We start from the raw sequence: 20,660 nt of genomic DNA, 5'->3' as shown, positions 1-20,660 counted from the left end.
CAAGATCCATCCGTTGCCACCTAAGTAATAATCTTCTCTTTCCGAATCCAATCCGACGAACCGACACGACTTGGACAGTGGATTTGGATGAACAGACAATGCAAGGCGTTCACGGACGCGCTTATCCGCAAATTTAGGAACCTACCTTGAAACTACGATACTATCATACCAAGGTTCCCAACTTCGGCGATGATCTGAATGCCAAGCTGTGGCCGCATTTTGCCCCCGATCTATTCGACGACAGCACGACAGAAGCGTTTGTCGGCATCGGTACGATCATCGGCTTCCCCTGCGCGCCGCAAACCAAGCTGAACGTCTTCTCCAGCGGAGCCGGGAACGATCCGCTGAGCCGCTGGTCCGGCCTCGACGTCACCTACTGGTGCGTGCGCGGGCCCTTGTCCGCCCGGCATCTCGGTCTCGCCCCGGATATCGCCATTTCGGATGGGGCGGTCATCACTCCCCTGGCCGAAGGTTTTCCGCGCAAGCGCGTGAGCGAGCGCGGCGTGCTGGTAATCCCGCATTGGGAAAGCCTGAATGATCCGAGCTGGAACGAGATCGCGCGCCTGACCGGATTCGAACTCCTAGACCCGCGCGGCTCACCCGAATCCGTCATCGGTCGCATCGCCGAAGCGCGCTGCGTTCTCACGGAGTCCCTGCACGGTGCCATCCTGGCTGATACCTACGGTGTCGAATGGGCCGCGTTTGCGACAACGGGCAACTTCCAGATTTCCAAATGGCTCGACTGGGCCATGTCCTGTGGCCACAAACTCTCGGTCACGATCGTCCCGCCTCCCACCGCTCAGGGGATCCTCAAGTACGGCCGACCGGGAGCGCCGTTCGGTGACACGATCGGCATCACCGAGGGTGCCGCGATGGAGGAGATGCGGCGGCGAACTTCGGAACCCAAACCGCCGCGTCTTCAGGATCGCGCGAAGGGATGGATCAAGCAGACCGGAGTCATGAGCCGTTTTCTGAACATGTCGCCGGAGCGGACGGCGCAAGCTCTGATTGACCTCTCGTCGCGCCTGACAACGCCCAGTCGTGAATCGACCGTGAAGACGCTTCAGGAACGAATGCTCGATCGCCTCGAGCAGTTGCGGCGCTCCGCGCGCTAACGTTTTCAGGGCTCTTAGACACGTGAACTCGATGCTGCGGATCGTCTCCATCCCTTACCCGGCGGGTGGTCCGTGCGTGACATAGGCTCGACCGGCAACCGGCTCAATCTCGCGATGCCGATGTAGTCGAGGTTGCGTTCATCCGCCCGCTCCAATGCACAGCGTCGGCCGTCAAGGTTAATTTGATACATCGCCGCAGAATTACATAAAACATTGACGCACCAATTAATATTTCGTAAAAATTACACGTTCGAAGGCTGGAGCAGTGAAATGTCATCACCGGATGATGGAGTTATTGTCGTCGTTCCAGTGTTGAACGAGGAAAAGCACCTCAAGACCTGTATTGACGCGCTCCTGCGCCAGGATTGCAAGGCCATCACCGCCATCGTGATCGCGGATGGCGGCAGCACGGACGCGACGCGCCAGATCGCACGCGATCTCTGCAGCGCTCATGCGGTTGTTAGATTGGTGGAGAATCCCAAGCGCATCCAATCCGCCGCGGTCAATTTGGTCGCTGCCTCATCGATGCCGGGTGCAATCCTGGTGCGGGCGGATGCGCATGCCGATTACCCGAACGACTTCGTCTCGCTCTGCGTCGAGGCCCTGCGCGACCATGAGGCCGAAACCGTGGTCGTTCCCATGCGTACGGTGGGCCTTCAGCCTTTCCAGCGGGCTGTGGCGGCGGCCCAGAACAGCCTGCTGGGGAATGGCGGTTCGGCCCATCGGCGCAACACCGAATCCCGATTTGTCGATCACGGGCACCATGCGGCCTTCCGCAGGTCCTTCTTCTTGCGCATCGGCGGCTACGACGAAACCTTCACCCACAACGAAGATGCGGAATTCGATGTGCGGGCGGTCGCGGCGGGCGGCCGGATCTGGCTCTGCGCCGAGGCGATGATCACCTACTATCCGCGCGGACGCCTCGACAGCCTCTCGAAGCAATACTTCAATTACGGGCGGGGCAGAGCGCGAAACATGATCGCACACCGCAGCCGGCCCAAGCTCAGGCAATTGGCGCCGCTGCTGATCAGCGGCTCCGCACTTGCCAGCCTGATCGCGATCCCGGTCATTCCAGAAGCCGCCCTAGTGCCGATCGCCTATGCCTGCCTCTACTCCGGATGGTCGGTCTTCGCGTCGGTTCGCACGCGCGATCCAGCCGTTCTCGGCATGGGGGTCGCCGCAGCCGCCATGCATGTGAGCTGGTCGGTGGGATTCGTCAAAATGGCAATCGAAGCCGGGCTTCGGCGCAGCGCCTCGGCGTAACGACGCTGAGGCGCCAGCCCCGATTCGATCGATCGCCCAATCGATAGACGGCAGAGGCAACCAATTTTTTCGAAGCGGGCGAGACCAGCGGAGGCCGCCGCGCGCCCGTCGAGGGCTTCGCTCACTCGGTCCATCGATGTTGTTCGAGACGTGTCTGCTCCGATGCTGGGCGACGGGTTTACCGTCTTAAGAACAAACTCCGATCGACTTTGGCTGTCAGTTGAGCCGAAACGCAAGATCAGTTATCGATCCTGCTTTGCCGTTTTCAGGATTCAGAAGCGACATCGTTTTTCAGACACGTTCCTATGCCCTTGAAGAAATCGGGTCCTTAATCGGATTCGCAAGTAGAGAACACCCACTCTTGAGTCACCCGCGGAGGGTGCGCTTAATCTTTTCGTGAGCTACATTTCCAGGTTCGCAGCTCGTCTCCGTTCGTCGGTACAAGTTCCAAGTGAGGTCAGGGTTGTGCATAAGACGTCGGATACCCCCGAGATAACGGCAGCCATCAGCAAATGCCGCTTGGCATTTCTGTTCGTGGCGATCACCAGCGGCCTCATCAATATTCTATACTTGACCGCATCGTTCTTCATGCTCGAAGTTTACGATCGCGTCATTCCCAGCCGATCGATTCCGACGCTGGTCGGTCTCGGTCTCCTGGCCCTCGTCCTGTATGCCTTCCAGGGTTTGTTCGAGATGCTCCGGACGCGAATCCTCGGTCGAATCTCCGGGGCGGTCGATGAAGCGATCGCCCACCGGGTTTTCGACGTGGTTGCGCGTGCGCCTCTGCGGGGTCCGTCCGACCATGACGGGTCTCTGCCCATGCGCGACTTCGATCAGGTCCGATCCTTCCTGGCGGGACCGGGTCCGAGCGCGTTCTTCGATCTGCCCTGGATGCCGGTCTATATCGTCATCTGCTCCCTGTTCCATCCGCTGATCGGCGTCGCCGCCGTCGTCGGTCTGGTGATCCTCTTCCTGCTGACACTCCTCAGCGACTGGACCACGAGCCGGAAGATCAAGTCGAGCGTGCACTACGGATCGCGACGCTACCTCCTGGCGGAAGCCGGACGGCGGAACGCGGAGGTCCTGGCCGCCATGGGCATGCGGCGCCGGTTCGGCGCACGTTGGGCTCACGTCAATCGCGAATACATGGATATTCAGCAAAACGTTTCGGACCTTGGCGGAGGCGTCGCCTCTCTCACCAAGGTGTTCCGCATGAGCCTCCAATCCGGCGTCCTCGCCCTGGGCGCGTTCCTGGTGATCAACAACCAGGCGACCGGCGGTGTCATCATCGCGAGTTCGATCCTGGTCGCACGGGCCCTCGCGCCGGCCGAGATGGTCATTGGAAACTGGAAAAGTTTCATCCAGGCGCGCCAATCCTGGAAGCGCCTCTCGGATGCACTGGCCCTCAATGCCCCCGAGAAGGACCTGCAGGTTCTGCCGGCCCCCACCCAGACCATCGCCTTCGAGAACGTGAGCATCTCGCCGCCCGGCTCGCGCCGCGTCGTCGTCAAGGGCGCGACGTTCTCCCTTGAGGCCGGACAGGGCTTGGGGATCATCGGACCGTCGGCCTCCGGAAAGTCGTCGCTGGTGCGCGCACTGGTCGGAATCTGGCCCTGCGCGAGCGGGTCGGTTCGCATCGATGGCGCATCGCTCGATCAATGGACGTCGAACGAACTCGGACCGCATGTGGGCTTCCTGCCGCAGGAGGTCGAACTGTTCGCCGGCACCATCGCGGAGAACATCGCGCGGTTCGAACCGGACGCGACGTCCGAGAGCATCATCGCCGCCGCACAGGCGGCCGGAGTCCACGCCCTGATCCTGCGCCTGTCCGAAGGCTACGAGACGACGATCGGAGATGGCGGCATCGGCCTCTCGGCCGGGCAGCGCCAGCGCGTCGGACTGGCCCGCGCGCTCTATCGCGATCCCTTCATGGTCGTTCTCGACGAACCGAACGCGAACCTCGACCATGAGGGCGAAAACGCCCTGACGTCGGCGATCATGAGTGTTCGCGAACGGGGCGGCATCTGCGTCGTCGTCGCGCATCGGCCCAGCGCCCTGGCGGCGCTCGATACGGTGATGCTGATCTCCGAAGGTCAGATCCAGGCGTTCGGTCCCAAGGATGATGTCCTGAAGCGGATTCTGAAGCCCACGTCGCAGTCCGATGCATCCGAGGCGGAATCCGATCGGAATCGACCACGGCCCACGGGGCAGTTGCGGGCCGATGGCGTGCCCGGCGCCCTGACCTTGCAGGAGAGTGCGTGATGTCCTCGACGAGCGTTCCCTCCCTGAGACCGGGCACCGGTATCGCCCGCTTCGCGCCTCCGCGCTCGCCGGTTCAGCTTCCGCCGGCCCGAGCCCACGGATCGCTGAACCGCCACATGATCCTCCTGGCGCTGAGCTGGGCGGTCCTGGTCTTCGGCGTCGCCGGCTGGGCGGTCTTCACGAACATCTCCGCCGCTGTCATCGCGCCCGGCCAGCTCGTGGTCGAATCCGATGTGAAGAAGGTCCAGCATCCGACCGGGGGCGTGATCGGCCAGCTGCTCGTGCGCGAGGGCTCGAAGGTCAAGGCCGGCGACATCCTCATCCGTCTGGACGAGACGCAGACCCGCTCCAATCTGGAGATCATCCTGAAGGCGTTGGATGAACTGGATGCCCGCCGCGCACGGGACGAAGCCGAACGCGACGGCGTCCGGGCCGTCGTCTTTCCACCGGACCTGATGGAGCGTGCGGCGACCGATCCGTCGGTGGCGCGCCTGATCGACGGTGAGGAACGCCTGTTCAGCACGCGGCTCTCCGGGCGTGAGGGGCAGAAAGCCCAGTTCCGCGAGCGCATCGATCAGCTTCGCCAGGAAGTGAAGGGCCTCACCAAGCAGACCTTTGCCAAGGACCGTGAGATCAGCCTGATCACCCAAGAACTCAAAGGTGTGAATGAGCTCTTCGCGAAGAACCTCGTGCCGTATGCCCGCGTGACCTCGCTCGAGCGCGATGCCGCCCGTCTCGAGGGCGAGCGCGGCCAGCTCTCCGCCTCCATCGCCTCGGCGCAGGGCAAGATGACCGAGATCGAGCTCCAGATCTTTCAGGTCGATCAGGATCTACGCACGGAGGTCAGCAAGGACCTGTCCGAGATCCGCGGCAAATGGTCGGAACTGAGCGAGAAAAAGGTGGCCGCGCTGGATATGCTGAAGCGGATCGATATGCGCGCGCCCCAGGACGGAACGGTCCATGAGCTGACGGTGCACACCATCGGCGGCCTCGTGGTTGCGACCGAACCCGCGATGCTGATCGTTCCGGAAGCGGATCAATTGGTTGTCGACGTGAAGATCCAACCCCAGGACATCGACAATGTGCGCTTGGAGCAGAAGGCCCTCCTCCGATTTCCGGCTTTCAACACGCGCACGACGCCTGAAATCAACGGGGAGGTCTCACGCGTCGCTGCGGATGTGACGCACGACGCCAAGACCGGTGTGAGCTACTACTCGGCGCGCATCCGAATCCCGGAGGATCAGAAGGCGCGTCTGAACAATTTGCGCCTCGTTCCGGGCATGCCCGTCGAAACGTTCATGCAGATCGGCGAGCGCACAGTCCTCTCCTACTTGACCAAACCGCTGACCGACCAGATCGCCAAAACCTGGCGGGAACGGTAGACCTGACGGGAACGCTAGACATGGCGAAAGCGATAGATAAGGCATGAGGGTCAGGCGCCTCAGCCGTGCCGCCCATGCGACACGGCACCTTGAGATCGCGAGACAATGACGGTGCGTAGGTTTTTCTTGAGGCACGCCGCACCGCCAGCCAGGCTCCGGTGCGGCAGGGATGCAGATGGTATGACGGTCTTCGAGCGGTGGACAGTAAGGTTGAACGGACAGCAGACATACGCCACGGCAGCGTCGAAGCGTCCCGCTCATCCGGTGCGGTCCCTTGCGCTGGCGGTCCTTGCTGCGGTCACCGGCTTCACATCACCCGTGAGCGCAGCCGAATACAGGCTCCAGCCGGGTGACACCCTGGAACTGTCGGTGGCCGGCATTCCCGAACTCCGCCAGCGCCTCCCCGTCACGATCGACGGTGATATCTCGGTTCCCCTGGCCGGCGACATCAAGGCCCAAGGCAAGACGGTCGCGGAGGTCAGGGATCTGGTGCGGGAGGCCCTGCCACGCCAATCGCTGAACATGCGAACCTCGGGGAACGGTGAACAGCAGACGGTTGTGGCACCGGGCGAGATTTCGCTGGTCATCGCGGATTATCGACCGATCTACGTAACGGGCGATGTCAGCAAGCCCGGTGAGCAGCGCTACACGCCTGGTTTGAGCGTGCGTCAGGCCGTGTCGCTCGCGGGCGGCTACGACCTGCAGCGCTTCCGGATGGACAGCCCGATCCTGGCGACGGCTGACCTTCGCGGCGAGTACGAGAACCTGTGGATCGACCTCGCCCAGGGGCAAGCGACGATCGCCCGGCTGCGGACGGAACTCGACGGAAAGCAGCAATTGGACGAGACCGGCCTGGAGAAGCTGCCCATTCCGGCCTCGACCCAGGAAAAAATCCTCCAGAACGAGCAGGGCCTGCTGAAGTCGCGGCTCGATGATTATTCCAAGGAAACCGCACACCTCAAGAATGCGCAACGCATCACCGAAGAGCGTTTGACGGCTATTCAGGATCAGTATCGCAAGGATACCGAGGCGGCGAAACTCGACGTCGATGAGATCGAGCGCATCGCCGATCTCAACAAACGCGGCGTGGTTCCGTTGACCCGCGCGGTCGAAACGCGGCGCCTGAGTCTCACGACAGCCACGCGGGCGCTTCAGACGGGCGTCGAAACTGAGCGTGCGAAGCGGGATCTGCTGGAAGCCCAACGCAGTGTCGCGCGGCTCTCCGACCAGCGCCGGGCCGACCTGATGCGCGACATTCAGGATGCAACCGTCAAGCTCGCCCAGACCCGCAGCAAGCTCTCCGCGGTCGGCGAAAAACTCCTCTACACCGGCGTCGTCCGATCACAGATGGTGCGTGGGACCGGCGGAAAGCCTCAGGTAATCATTCACCGTCGGGGCGGTTCTGGTGTCGAGATCCTTCAGGCGGACGAAGATGCGTCGCTTCAGCCCGGGGATACGGTCGAGATTGCGCTGAAACTCGAGTACGAGTTCAAGCCATCCGCCAAATAACGCTGCCCCCCTCTCGACCGTCTCGCCGTTTCCACAACTGACGTGGCTCGGTGCGCAGTGCTCGACGATCGGCTCATCGATGAGACGGTGTGACCAGCTTTTCCACGAGTTCCTATAGGGCTTTGCGCATGATGACAGCGCGGGCCTTGCTCGATCAGGAGTACAGGGACGGGCGCGTTATTCCGGTTTGGATCGGCCTGTGAGCGCGCCTGCTGGGCCGATACGGCTCGGCGCTAATGGGTATTTGCCAGCTGAAGATGCCGGCCCGACCCGGCCTGGCTCAGCAGCCGCGCGAAGTTCTTGCGAATCTCCTCGGCGAGGGAACTGGTCGGGCCCTTCTCACGGTCCTTCGTGCGCTCGGAAACCTCAGTCGAGATTCGCTCCAGATCGATCTCGTTTGCGGCCGCGAGCACGCGCTCTTCGTAGCCCACGAGATCCGAGAAACTCGAGACGGCTTCGCAGAGGGCCTTGATCAGGCGAGCCGACAGCATGCCGGGCTTATTGTTGTTCGTCTGCGTCACGCACCGGAGGGCAATGACCAGATCGTTACGCTGATGCCGACGCAAGCAGGCGCGCAACGCACCCACGGCCATCGTCTGCCCGGGAACCTGACGGTCGGTTGCAATTGGATAGCGCAACAGGTTCACGTCGGCCTCGGAGCAGACATCGGTGATTTCGATCGCCCAGGTTTCGCGGGCCGTCAACGCGGCCGCATACAGAGCCATCGGCGTGATCGGCGTGATCACGCCATTGATCGCCTTGAAGGCGGCCGCTTGCTCTTCGTGAGCCGCGATCACGACCTGACAGGGAACTCTGTCGAATCCGCAGAGTGCTGCCGCCGTCGTGCGGTGCTGCCCGTCGATAATGGCAAACTGGCCGCCCTCTACGGGCGACACCACGACCGGCGCAAAAAAGGTCCAGCGGAAATCCCGAGCAATCCGGGCAACGTTGATTCGCCCACGGCCGACGATGGGGCGCTGATAGGACATATCAACGACGAGATCTTCGATCTTGAGCCATTGCAGCATCGGCGCTGGACCCGGCGCCGGAGCCTGTGGCGGCTCGAACCCATCGACCGAAATTTGGCGCACAACGTCACCCACCGTTCCCTAACCAATCCACGGAATATACATAAAATTTAGAACCATCAAGAATACGAACCTGTTACCCACTGAGCGGCTTGGTAAACTACTTAGTACCGCCTTGTCCTGCATTGAATCGCCATGCAGGCAGTTTTGGTTGTCCGGCAATCAGACGACAGGTGTCCGGGTCTTTTTCTAATGAGTTTGAGCAAATATCAATCCGTCCGCCTCATCATAATGATATCTACAAATTATCGGCTACAGAGTCAGCAATCAATCCAGCTTTACTATTTGTAAGTATCTTATTACATACATGTAAATCCAATAATCAATACATAACAAAAAATTTTGTACGTCTAGGGCCTGCCCCTGCTTCGCCGTTGGTCAAACGCGATTGTTTCAAGGAAATCCACACATCGATTGGAAGCTGACGTTTGAAACTGGCGTGTCGCCGCCAAGATCCCAGACCGTGAAGCACCGTGCGGAAGAGGCTGAGCGGTCAGCTTGTCGGGAGATATGGTTGACAGTCCCCCTCGAAGGCCAAGAAAGCTGGATGAACCAGCAGACTCGGAACCGCGCATGTGGGAATCCAAAGAATCTCTGCAGCGAGACGGTCGGCCTCACTCACGAGAGAGTGTCGGCGAAGGGGACGGGCCTCTGCTGGTCTCCCGATCCCGCTCGTCAATTGGTCGAAAGGCGCGCCATCGCAGCACAGGCGGCCCTTCGGATACGATCGACGTCCGATGCTGGAGGGATGCTTCGCAGTGCCGATCCGCGATGACATCGATCCGCGGCGATTGGCGGAGGCCTCATCCATCTTCCGCGTATGATCTTTTCTCGACGAGAACGAAATAGCAACAGAGTGAAATTCCGCGGCTGTCCGCATTTAGAAATCCGCAACGCTCTCCGCCGCTCGGCCTCAAGTCCGACAGAACGTCGGCACCGGTGGCAGCGACACCACCATGGGTGGAGAGATAGCAATCTGATGGCTTGGCGATGCTCTTCTTGGTCAGGCACCCGGGCGACCAGCCGAGTCTGCGGAACCCTCGCAACCGCGCAGCGGAGCCTTCATCTAAAGATTCGGTTGCCACTGACAAAGCTTCCTCGGTGAGCCATCGCGAGACACGTTCACCATTCTGCCAGCAAGAATGGTGGGCTCCGAGCAGGTGGAGTTCCAGCGCTCGCACAGGCTGAATGGGGTGAGGGGATTCTACACCTTTCCTGGCTTACTCAGGGTTGCGGAGCGGTCTGCGTGGAGCAAAGCGGCGCGTAGGTTCCCCTTACGTCGTGAGACATCCCTGTCGACAGCTCAGACGAATGCGAGGAAAACACCCGTCCGAACCTGGCACCGTGGCGGCTCTCGTCACCAGGTCTCCCTGCGGCGCATCGATTGCGGAAGGCGCGACATTGAAGATCGCATATTTCGTCCACGATCTAACGGATCCGGCTGTTAAGCGGCGCGTCAGCATGTTCAAGGCGGGCGGAGCGGAGGTTCTGCTCACCGGCTTTCGTCGCGGGGCAGTCCCGACATCCGTGGACGGCATCGTGCCTTACGATCTGGGCCAGACCGCCGATGCCCGTTTCGTCGCACGCCTGAGCGCAACGATGCGTCACGCGCTCCTGGGACGCCGGCTCCGGCACCGTATTGCCGGCGCGGACGTCATCGTTGCGCGAAATCTGGAGATGCTGGCCATCGCTCAAAGTGTCCGAGGCCGGCGAACCGCGGTGCCCCTGGTCTATGAATGCCTGGACATCCACCGCCTCATGCTTTCCCCGGGTCCGGCAGGCGTTGCATTGCGCACAATCGAAGGGGCGCTTTCCCGGAACGCCAGTCTGCTGATGACCAGCTCACCGGCCTTCGTCACAAACTACTTCGAGCCGCGCTCAAGCGTGAACCTGCCGGTTGTTCTCGTGGAGAACAAAGTGTTCTTGGGTCAGGCAGACGTGCCTGATCCGCCGTCCGGGACCAGGCTCGATACCGGCTCATGGAAAATCGGCTGGTTTGGCGCGATCCGATGCGCGAAAAGCTTTGCGATCCTCTCGGCGGTCACCCGGCGACTTGAGGGCCGCCTGAGCGTGATCATAAGGGGTCGGCCGGCCTACTCCGAGTTCTCGGACTTCGACGCCATGGTCGCTGCGGAGCCCTTCATCTCGTTCGAGGGTCCGTATCGCAATCCAGACGACCTGATGGCGATCTACCAAGAGGTCGACTTTGCGTGGGTGATCGACTTCTTCGAGGAAGGCCTGAACTCGGAATGGCTCCTGCCGAACCGCCTCTACGAGAGTGGCTGGGCCGGAACGATTCCGATCGTACGGGACGCGACCGCCACCGGACAATGGCTTGCGCGGCAAGGCGCAGGCGTTCGCCTTCCGAATGACCTCGTCGAGAGCCTCGTTGAATTTTTTCGGGAACTCGCGCCGGCTCAGATCGATCGGCTCACGACCGAACTCGCTCAGATCGATCCGAGCAACTGGATCTGCACCCAGGCGGAGTGTCGTGATTTGGTCGGACGCCTGACCACGCGAGATCTGCACGGCTCGCGCCCCACGACTTAAGTCGAACGTCGCGGGAGGAAGGCCGTGCGCCGGCTCCTCCCTGAGCGGTGAGAGGACGAGCAACGCGAGCGTTTTCAGCCGCGTCCGGCATTCAGGGGCACGGAACGTGCTCTGCCAGCACTCCCGATGCAGTACCCTCGTGAAGGCTCAACCCAAAATACGAAGCTTTCATGGAAAGCTCTCGTGTGTCGGTTTTTGCGCCGCTTGTCGGCCTGCCAGTTGGTCCACCACGTGAGCCAAGTCTCGACTCTATCTTTATTTTATAAACAGTCATCTTGCCAGCATCTACTGGGACGCAATGCATCTCACTGCATGCGCCAGCAATGATTAAGCGGAAGGATGTCCACTCTTATCCTCATGCAAGCTGGTCGGCCGCAGTGCGGCGCCGCTTGCTTGGTTAAGATTCACAGACACAGCCCTAGCATTGCTGAAAATCTGGGAATTTCAGAACTGATGCAATTCAGTAACTACGCCATTTGGCTGCGCCAAAACTACCTAGATGCCCATTTGGATGATTGACTCGGTGTCGCCCCCTAGTTAACACGCCGTTAGGGACGTTTCAGTAAATGAACGCCTCTTTCATAGTGCACAAATTTCCTGATTATTGATCATCGTTGCCACGGATGCCGTGCGCACAAGCTCTCGAGGATACGACAATGGCAATGGTTGATGGTGTTACCACCGCTCCCGACGCGAATGGTAAAATTCAGGGTAATGGCGGCGACGTAGACAAGATGGCCGGTGGAAGCGGTAACGATCAGCTTCAGGGGCATGCCGACTTCAACCAGTATTATGGCGGCACCGGCAACGACACCTTCGTTCTGGCTGCGAAGTTCGGTCAGGAAACGGAGGTCGCATCCAAGGATTTCGGGACCCTGGCGACCTACATCACCGACTTCCGCGGCGCGGGTGGCCCCGGCGCCGGCGAGCAGGACTTTATCAATCTGAGCGGCTTCGGTTCCGATGCCAAACTCGACCTCCTCGGCGCCGGCGCTGAGACTGCTTCGGGTGCGAAGGTGTATTACTACAGCATCTTCAACACCAACACGGGCGACTACTACAACTTCGCTGTGAACTCGCTGAACGGCAAGGCGCTCGACACCGGCGACTTCAATTTTTACGCTCCGCACGACGGCGCGTTGGTCTAACACTCGCCTAGCCTTTCAAAGCTAGGGACAGCCTGTGAAAAAAAGGCGGCGCACGCGCCGCCTTTTTTCGTTTGTGTTTTCATGTCTTCTTCTGTCGATGGGAACATCCGATCCGACCGATCGCTCGAACGGGGCTGGGCGGCAACCTGGATATGGCCGGCGTCGTCGGTCACTGGGACGCCAGATCCGGGATGGTGACGGCTGCACAGGCGGCCCGTAGCCCTGTGCCGGGTTCCGGTTGGATTCAATATCCATATTTTTCTAAAGCTCGATCAAGGGTCGCGTTTCTTCGAAGGAGGATCGGTAGCCTCCGCCGCGCGCATGCGTCCCGAAGCTCGCGCATGCGTCCCGAAGCTTTCGTCGAAGGGACGGACAGTCACCGTTGTCTCATGCCGATCCGACCGTAAGGCCCGGGATCAGGCGACTCCTCTTGGAGACGCATTCGCGGAGCGCTTGAAAGAGTGTCTCGCCGCGAGGACCTTCGGTTCGAGGCAGTGTGCAGCGGATGGGCCCGGAGATGCCCGCGCAGACGCATCGCGTCAGCCCGCGCCAATCACGCCCAGCCTCCTCGCTGGTCGGCAGGTTCGGTAAAGGGCGCTGCATGCCGTGGTGCTTATCAGCGGCCTGTTCGGCGTGGCGCTCGCAAGACGCCGGAGCTCTCCCGGGTTCGATTGCTGGCATGCCGGCGTCGCCCGGAGGCGGCTGGCCTTTCCGCCACGACGTCCGGCACTCCCCGTTTCGACAAAGACCGATCGGCGACGTCCTGCTCGAGGCCGTCGCGTCTTCAATCCCTTATCATTTCGGTGCAGCTCGGGATCAAGCCGCGGCCCAACTACAAGGCACCCGCCGGATTCTTTGGGCGAGAGAGATGGAGCAGGCGTCGTGCTACCCGTGTCATCGGTATCTCGAGGGTCCGATACACCAAGAGAGCCAGCGTAATTGATATCGCGTATATGACTAAGATAACTAACAAGCTCAAAGGGAGCGACAGGGGCTGAAGTTTATTCGACAGCTTGATGACGACTTGGGCAACGAACGGATGCGTAAGATAGAGGGAGTAACTTGCGTCACCGATCGCCACGAGAGGACGCCAGCTCAGGGAAAGCCCTCCCCGATCCATGATGAGCGCTGCAACGACCAGAACGGCCGCAGGGATCCCGGCAATCGGCAGCATACTCGATGACAGGACGGCGGCGAGCAGCATCGCCGGAAGAGCGATGATTGCGAGGCACAGTGCGATGACGGCCGCCCGCTTGCTGTGCGGGAGGATCGCATAGATTCGGGCAACGATCATGCCCAGGGCAAACTCAAGGATGACGGGCCGAGTAAAGAAGAGAGCTGGGACATTCTCAAAGGTGATGGCCTGACCCAGTACTGTCATTGAGACCAGCACCCCGATCGCAACCAGGACCCTCAAATTCAGATCTTTGATGAAGAGACAAAGGGCAAACACTGCATAAAACATCATTTCATAATTTAACGTCCATCCCAGGAACAGCAGAGGCGCAACTTTTCCGTCGTCTCTCAAGTAAGGCCAAAAAGCCAGGGAGTTCACGAGATTCGAAAGGCTTGCTTTGGTTGCTCCGAGCAGTTGGGGTTGCAAAACCGCAATGGCGAAGATCGCGATGGTTAACAGCCAGTATAAAGGAGCAACCCTGGCCACGCGATTTGCGAAGAAGCCGAGGGGGGTCGGGCCATTTCGGTCCGACGTATAAACCATGATGAAGCCGCTGATGACGAAAAATAGATCAACCCCCGTGCTCGCGGCGATCCCGATATAATGAAAATTTCCGAACGACTTTATGATCGCTTCGCAGTGGACAATAACGACAAGGAGGGCCGCCAATCCTCGAAGAACCTGAATATTCTGAATCATTGGGCCACCCTCATTTCACTCGCATCAAGCGACAGCGCTTCCACCTCTACCAACATCAGGTCGGCTTCGCCGGGGATCGCTTTTCTGCGATCTTGACGCGCACCAGGTTCGAAATCTTCGAGAGATCACGCCGATAGATCACGAGGACGGACGCCATCGCTAAAACAGAACTGAGGGCGATCATCAGAACTGACGCAGGGATGCCGTGGAGTCCTGTGGGCGCCGATAGGGCGACGGCGCGCGTCGCGCCTGCAGCAATGAGAGAGAACAGCAGCAAGGGAGAGAGCACGTTCCAAAAGCAGGTGGCGATCACCGGCCCGGTTTCCCGGCGGGTCAGATAGGCGGACACGAGATAGAAGACCCAACTCTTCAGCGCGATGGCCAAGGCAACCCACACGAGGCCGTATCGCGAGAGCAATACGACAGAGCCAAGTCCGACAATCATCGAACACAGCGCGTAGATGAGGAGAACGTGATTCCGCCCGCTGACCGAAAGCAGTGAACCGTAGATGCCGCCATAGATCCGCGCCAATCCGGACAGTGCGAGAAGCGCACAGACGGGCGCAGCACTGAGCCAGCGATCCCCAAAGACCCATCCGACCCATTCCTCGGGAAAGGAGACGAAGATGATGATTGGCAGTCCGAACAGCACGGTGGTCAGTCGCATCGCGGTCGTAACGATTTCAGAACGCGGCGCCGCACCCCGGCTCGCGAAGAGCGGTTGATACATGATGACCGAGAAGGACGATGAGGTGCTCATCAAGACCGTCTCGATGCGCTTCGCGAGATTGTATGTTCCGACGAGCGCGGCGGACACAAAGCCTGAAACGACCAGCGTATCCGCATAATTGTTGGCGGCGGCGACGATGCGAACGGCCGACGAGTAGCCGGCCTCGCGAAACAAGGCTTTCAGGGGCGCCGTCCCCAGCGTGGGTCTGACGCGGTCCATCTGGCCCCGAGCCACCAGGAAGAAGTTCAGCATCGACTGGAGGAGATAGTAGAGGATCAAGCCCTCGAGAGCGTGGCCCGCAAAGGCCAGGACCGATCCCACGCCCGCCGCGACGAAATTGGCGATGACCGTCCGCATCGCCAGGCGCCGGAAGGTGAGTTGGCGCGCGAGGGCGGCCTGCGGCTGGACCGACGTAACGTCGAACAGCAATTTCGGCGCGAGGAGAAGTAGGATCGGGCCGATCGCCTGAAGATCCGGCATGTATCGCCCGACCAGAACGATCACGCCCATATAAACCGCGGTTGCGATCAGGCCACTGAGAAGGAGCAGTCCCAGGGAGGCGCATTCCTCTTCGCGCGTCGTCTCCGGACGTAGCAGGACCTCATACAGCCCCTGGGGACAGAAGGTCTTGAGAATTTCGAGGATCGAGACGGCGATACCGACCGCGCCCACCTGGTACGCCTCGCCGGTGCGAGCAAAAATAATGAACAACAGGAAGGGGATGACCACCGTCGCGGCGGTATTCAAAAGCGACCAGATCACTGGGCCGAGCATGTCTCACCAACTTTCGCGCCACCATCGGGATCGCCACGGTCCTGTTAGCCCATGTTTCCAGGGAAGGCGATGAAGCGGTACGCACGGGTTCGCAGCGGATTCCAAGCCGGCGCGGCGCAGCCGTAGGCACCGGAACCAGTGCCGATGCTGGATCGGCAGCGGCCGGGATGACGCCGCTCCAGAATGCCTCCGCAGGCGCGAATCGCAGCCGCGGGAGAATATTCAACCGAGCGGATTTGGTAGGGTTTTCGATTTGGTAGGCATTTGCATCATCCCACGAGAGCAACGCTCGCAAATGCTCCAATGCAAGCAATTTGATCGATCGATCGAACGTTTATTTCGAGCGGATACAACCAGATGTCCTCATCGCATTGAGGACGACCCCGGTGGCCACATATCTCAACTCCGCTGGAAGCACGCTGTCGACGAGCGGGGCAACCAGAAAAGGGTTCATCGCACCTGCCAAAGAGACTCTTGCCGGAACAACCGGAAACGATGCTCTGCGGACAGGCGGTGCCAGCACCCTCGTTGGCGGCCTCGGCGATGACACCTATTTTGTTTATGGCAAGAACGACATCGTTGCTGAGAAAAGCGACGAAGGAACCGATACGATCAACTCGACGGCGAATTATTATGTTCTGCCAGCGTTCGTCGAGAACTTGATCTTAGCAGGGCTCCATTCGAGCGGCAAAGGCAATGCGCAAGACAACATCATCGTCGGCACAGGTTCCGGCAATCAAACCCTGAATGGCGGCGCCGGAAACGACGTGCTGATCGGTAGCGCCGGGAAAAACAGTTTCATCATCGCCAAAAGCGAAGGCTCGGATGTCATCGTTGGATTCGATCATACGAAGGACGTGATCGAGCTTGATAACTATCAAAGCTTGAATAGCTTTGAAAAACTCAAATCTGCGATGTCCCAGGTCGGGGCGGATACGGTCATCAAGCTTGAGACTGGCGAAACGCTGACCCTGCGCGATCACAAGGTCGAAGATCTGTCCGCGGCGAATTTCCGCCTGCCCGTCGATATGTCGAAGTATCAGCTGACCTTCTCGGACGAGTTCAACACCTTTTCGGGATCCGCAACCGGATTCGCGACGACGTGGCAAACGAAGTATCCGCAGGCCGGACTCCGGACCCTGCCCAACAACAAGGAAGATGAATACTATTCCGACAGCTCGGTCGGGGTGAACCCCTTCAGCGTCAAGGACGGCGTCCTCGATATCACTGCCGCGCGCGCGACCCAGGGCGTCGAAACCCCGCTCGGCTCGGGCCTGGATTGGACCTCCGGCGTCATCACCACCTACAAGTCCTTCTCCCAGCTGTATGGCTACTTCGAGGTTCGCGCCCAGCTTCCCGCCGGCAAGGGCTTCTGGCCGGCCTTCTGGCTCCTGCCGGCCGATCTGTCCTGGCCGCCCGAACTCGACGTGTTCGAGGTGCTCGGCGACGAGCCCGGAACGATCTACGCCAGCACCCATTCCAAAGTCGGCGGTCCCAATGTGACCGAGACCCAGACCGTCTTCGGAATCGACACTTCGAAGGGGTTCCATACCTACGGCGTCGACTGGCAGGCGGATACGATCACCTACTACGTCGACAACAACGCCGTCGCCCGGCTTGCGACGCCGAGCGACATGAACAAGCCGATGTACATGCTGCTGAATCTCGCCGTCGGCGATGCGGGCTCGTGGCCCGGGGCCACGGACGCCACCACGCCTGCCGAAGGCCACATGCTCATCGATTATGTGCGAGCCTACACAACCAAGCGTGATGCCACCCCGGTATCGCCTTCGCTCACGCCCCCGGACACCGGAGTGCCGGTCACCATCAGCGCGTTCAAGCTTTCCGGGCTCACCCCGGCCGCCGGTGGGGCAGCCGATGCCGAGCTGGCGGGAACGGCCAGTGGCGGCGCGCTGGTGACCATCTACGATGGCAACAGCATCGTCGCGACTACGAAGGCCGACGACAAGACCGGTGCCTTCGCGGTGACCTTGAAAGACCTCGGGGCCGGCAGCCACATGCTGACGGCGAAGGTCGGTCCGACAGCGGTCAGCAGCGAAGTTCTGATCGTGGTCGGCACAGCATCGTCGGTGGTCGCCCAGTTGCCGGCTCTCCAGGCGTCCGGAAAACTGGCGGCGATTTACCTGTCCGATAGCCACGTCCTCCCGGTCGCGTCCGTCGCAGCCATGACCAGCCTCCTGACCGACAGCAAGGAGGCTTTGGCCGCCATCAGGGACGGCTACAGCTTTGCAGTCACGACCACGGCCGGCAACAACATCAGCGTGGTGAGCTACGATGCCCTCGGTCGGATGACATCGACGGCGACAACGAGCATTGTCGACGGCCAAGTCACGCGCTCGGTCGAGACGAAAGCGGATGGCTCCAGCACGACGCTGGTCTACGCCAAGGGCATCGTCGTCAGCGAAACGCATGTCCATGCCGATCGGACGAAGGACGTCCTGCTCACCAACATCGTCGGCAAGACGTATGTCGCCGAAACCAACAGCTACGATGCGGCCGGAACCCTGATGTCCACCAGTCGGACGCATAGCGACGGCTCGAAGGACTGGGAATTTTCCTTCGATAAGAAGACCGGCATTAAGACAAGCACATCCTTCGATAACGCTGGCGCTGTGGCTATGCATACCATTAATTCGGCTGACAAGATGGTCGAGACCAAATACGTCGATAATCTCAAGACTTCGGAATATACATATTATACGCCAGGATCCGCCGATATCGCCAAGCTGAAGATCTTCACGGCCGGCGTCCTGACCTATGAGACCGTTCGGCACAGCGACCAAACCAAAGACAACTACACCTTTTCGCTCGACGGAAAGAGCTTCGCCGTCAAGCACGAACAGATCGACGCGACCGGTAAGACGGTCATGATTGATCTGACCTTCCAAGATGGATCGCACGCCATCACCGGCCTGAAGGGGAATCTGACGATCGAATCCACGGCGAAGACCTCCGATACGTTGAAGGGCGCAGGAGGCGATACCTTCCTGTTCGAAAGAGATTCCGGCGCTGATACCATCGTCGGCTTCCATCCCGGCAGCGGAATCGGACACGACGTCATCGCGATCGACCATTCCGTGGCCACAAACATGTCTCAACTAGCCCTCAAGACGGTTGGCCAGGATACGGTCATTCAAATCAGTGCGACCGACAGCATCACGCTTCAGCGCGTCAGTCACACTGCGCTGACTCAGGACAACTTCTGGTTCACCTGACCGGCATTACTCGGAAGCCAACTCCGGTTGTCGAGATCGACCAAGACTCCGGTGTTGCATTCTGATGGTCTGGAGCTTGTGTTGAAGTTCGCACCTGATGCCATCCTCGGATCAGACCCTGAAGGCGCGTTCGGCTGTCGCGCCCCAAAGGCTCAGGCTCCGGAGCATTCGGAGGCTTCCGACGTCCGACGGGAGGGTTCCTCATCGACCCGTTTGAGCTTGGGCGATCAAGCGCAAATGCCGTCGAAATCGGCGCAGGTCTGTGTTGTATCAACACCACTTCACACTTCCGTGGAGCGAAAAACTCGAATCCGGAAGACATCCAGGCGGCATAGCTTTAGTTGTGGCGCGACGACCCTACTCGGCCCGGCTTCGGGCGTATCTCCGGGAGGCGGTGTTTGCGCCGTAGCTTTCATTCACGTTCGATCGGTGCTGCGGTAATGGCGTTCCCCGCCAAGGATCACGACGCCGCCCCGCGTCAGGGTGGACGCCTGCGTTTCGTTTTTGCGGCCCTCGCCCTTTCCGTTTCGGCCGCTTTGTCCGCTTGCACCTTCGTTTCCAGCGATGGCCCGAACCGGGGCGAAGTGCGAGCGAACGCGGCGTTGGAGACGGCGCCAACGCCTCCGGTCGGGTACGTCGTTCTCGATCTGAACGCATCCGTTCTGAGGGCGGCCAACGCCAACACGGAGGCGATGGGTCCACGCTTTGCCCGTGTCCCGGCAGGATCCACCGCCCGGCAGGGGGTGATCGGCATCGGCGACATCATCAACATCACGATCTTCGAGGCATCGGCCGGCGGCTTGTTCATCGCTCCCGAGGGTGGAACCTCGCGCGGCGGAAACTTCGTCGCGATCCCGCCGCAACAGGTGGAAACCAGCGGAACGATCACGGTCCCCTATGCAGGCCGCATCCAGGCGGCCGGGCGTACACCACAGCAGGTGTCCAAGGAGATCGCCACACGCCTCAACCAGCGCGCCGTGGAGCCGCAGGTTGTCGTGTCCATCGGCGAGCGTCGTTCCGGCAACGTCAGCGTTCTCGGTGACGTCACGCTGCCGAACCGGGTCAACATCGATCCCGGCGGCCTTCGTCTGCTCGATGCGATCGCCCGGAGCGGCGGTCCGCGCAGCCCCCCCTATGAAACCATCGTCACGCTCAAGCGGGACAACCGGACGACCCAGGCCCTGCTGAGCGCCGTGATCAAGGTTCCGGGGCAGAACCCCTACCTCGAGCCCGGCGACACGGTCTTCCTGACCAAGGAGCCACGCTTCTACCTGACGCTCGGAGCGACCCCGGCCCCCGGATCCATCGGCGGAACGAACAATCGTCGCTTCAGTTTCGAGAACGACACCATGAGCCTGGCCGAGGCCGCAGCCAAGTCCGGCGGCCTCGATCCATCGCGGGCGGACCCGCGCGCCGTATTCCTTTATCGGGTCGAGTCGCGCAAGGTTCTGGAGGACCTGAACGTCGACCTCGCGGGCTATACCGGCGAGTGGATCCCGACGATCTACAATACGGATATGAGCCGTCCGGATGCCCTGTTCCTGGCAAACGACTTCGCGATCCGCAATCGGGATATCATCTTCGTTTCGGAAGCGCCGTCCGCCGGACTTCAGCGCTTTACGACCGCCCTGTCAGGGTTGACCGGCAATGCGAGTGCGGCCGCGGCCGTCCGGTAGGATCGACGGCTTTCTCGTGAGAGCCGCGTCAGAGTCACACCGATACCGAGA

Annotated in this window: 12 protein-coding genes; 9 read left to right on the top strand and 3 right to left on the bottom strand. The window is 60.6% G+C overall.

The annotated features are described in order from the left end of the window. The first annotated feature begins 146 nt into the window (after positions 1-146). The 5 genes from ACV7NL_RS05870 (at position 147) to ACV7NL_RS05850 (ending at position 7,531) form a co-directional block, all read left to right on the top strand. On the top strand, positions 147-1,115 hold the full coding sequence (locus tag ACV7NL_RS05870; RefSeq protein WP_463355176.1) for a polysaccharide pyruvyl transferase family protein: 969 nt from the start codon (positions 147-149) through the stop codon (positions 1,113-1,115). A gap of 213 nt (positions 1,116-1,328) precedes the next feature. Beyond that, on the top strand, positions 1,329-2,378 hold the full coding sequence (locus tag ACV7NL_RS05865; RefSeq protein ID WP_244476913.1) for a glycosyltransferase family 2 protein: 1,050 nt from the start codon (positions 1,329-1,331) through the stop codon (positions 2,376-2,378). A 465-nt stretch (positions 2,379-2,843) separates the two neighbouring features. Next, positions 2,844-4,640, top strand: coding sequence for a type I secretion system permease/ATPase (locus tag ACV7NL_RS05860; protein ID WP_463355175.1), 1,797 nt, complete (start codon positions 2,844-2,846; stop codon positions 4,638-4,640). Between the two features lie 116 nt (positions 4,641-4,756). Further along, on the top strand, positions 4,757-6,022 hold the full coding sequence (locus ACV7NL_RS05855) for an HlyD family type I secretion periplasmic adaptor subunit (protein WP_463355174.1): 1,266 nt from the start codon (positions 4,757-4,759) through the stop codon (positions 6,020-6,022). A 180-nt stretch (positions 6,023-6,202) separates the two neighbouring features. Next, on the top strand, positions 6,203-7,531 hold the full coding sequence (locus tag ACV7NL_RS05850; protein WP_247636354.1) for a polysaccharide biosynthesis/export family protein: 1,329 nt from the start codon (positions 6,203-6,205) through the stop codon (positions 7,529-7,531). Positions 7,532-7,764: 233 nt separating this feature from the next. Here the strand turns inward: ACV7NL_RS05850 and ACV7NL_RS05845 are convergent, their stop codons facing one another. Next, entirely contained in the window at positions 7,765-8,559 is a 795-nt protein-coding gene (locus tag ACV7NL_RS05845) for a ParB N-terminal domain-containing protein (RefSeq protein WP_056483414.1), read from the bottom strand. A 1,404-nt stretch (positions 8,560-9,963) separates the two neighbouring features. On the opposite strand from ACV7NL_RS05845, the gene ACV7NL_RS05840 reads away from it, so the two are divergent. Further along, positions 9,964-11,169, top strand: coding sequence for a glycosyltransferase family protein (locus tag ACV7NL_RS05840; protein WP_463355173.1), 1,206 nt, complete (start codon positions 9,964-9,966; stop codon positions 11,167-11,169). A 656-nt stretch (positions 11,170-11,825) separates the two neighbouring features. Beyond that, positions 11,826-12,317 (top strand): calcium-binding protein, encoded by a 492-nt coding sequence (locus tag ACV7NL_RS05835; protein WP_156376106.1) that lies wholly within the window; start codon positions 11,826-11,828, stop codon positions 12,315-12,317. Positions 12,318-13,149: 832 nt separating this feature from the next. Here ACV7NL_RS05835 and ACV7NL_RS05830 read toward each other — a convergent pair. Both ACV7NL_RS05830 and ACV7NL_RS05825 read right to left on the bottom strand, forming a co-directional pair. Beyond that, entirely contained in the window at positions 13,150-14,193 is a 1,044-nt protein-coding gene (locus tag ACV7NL_RS05830) for an acyltransferase family protein (protein WP_082503881.1), read from the bottom strand. 55 nt (positions 14,194-14,248) lie between these two features. Further along, positions 14,249-15,697 carry an oligosaccharide flippase family protein gene (locus tag ACV7NL_RS05825; protein WP_056483405.1) on the bottom strand — a complete coding sequence of 483 codons (1,449 nt, stop codon included), beginning with the start codon at positions 15,695-15,697 and terminating at the stop codon, positions 14,249-14,251. 386 nt (positions 15,698-16,083) lie between these two features. On the opposite strand from ACV7NL_RS05825, the gene ACV7NL_RS05820 reads away from it, so the two are divergent. Further along, positions 16,084-18,933 (top strand): family 16 glycosylhydrolase, encoded by a 2,850-nt coding sequence (locus tag ACV7NL_RS05820; RefSeq protein WP_463355172.1) that lies wholly within the window; start codon positions 16,084-16,086, stop codon positions 18,931-18,933. A gap of 440 nt (positions 18,934-19,373) precedes the next feature. Continuing rightward, positions 19,374-20,609, top strand: a complete 1,236-nt coding sequence (locus ACV7NL_RS05815; protein WP_463355171.1) for a polysaccharide biosynthesis/export family protein — start codon at positions 19,374-19,376, stop codon at positions 20,607-20,609. The last annotated feature ends 51 nt before the right edge of the window (positions 20,610-20,660 follow it).

This window comes from Methylobacterium sp. Ger2507, assembly GCF_055231875.1.
The sequence above is the reverse complement of the archived record's forward strand: the minus strand, read 5'-3'. Positions and strand labels throughout refer to the sequence as shown.

Bases quoted from the DNA above. Each gene is read 5' to 3' on its own strand.
- ACV7NL_RS05845 (WP_056483414.1), bottom strand. From the start codon at position 8,559: ATGCTGCAATGGCTCAAGATCGAAGATCTCGTCGTTGATATGTCCTAT.
- ACV7NL_RS05830 (WP_082503881.1), bottom strand. From the start codon at position 14,193: ATGATTCAGAATATTCAGGTTCTTCGAGGATTGGCGGCCCTCCTTGTC.
- ACV7NL_RS05825 (WP_056483405.1), bottom strand. From the start codon at position 15,697: ATGCTCGGCCCAGTGATCTGGTCGCTTTTGAATACCGCCGCGACGGTG.
- ACV7NL_RS05850 (WP_247636354.1), top strand. From the start codon at position 6,203: ATGACGGTCTTCGAGCGGTGGACAGTAAGGTTGAACGGACAGCAGACA.
- ACV7NL_RS05815 (WP_463355171.1), top strand. From the start codon at position 19,374: ATGGCGTTCCCCGCCAAGGATCACGACGCCGCCCCGCGTCAGGGTGGA.
- ACV7NL_RS05855 (WP_463355174.1), top strand. From the start codon at position 4,757: ATGATCCTCCTGGCGCTGAGCTGGGCGGTCCTGGTCTTCGGCGTCGCC.
- ACV7NL_RS05835 (WP_156376106.1), top strand. From the start codon at position 11,826: ATGGCAATGGTTGATGGTGTTACCACCGCTCCCGACGCGAATGGTAAA.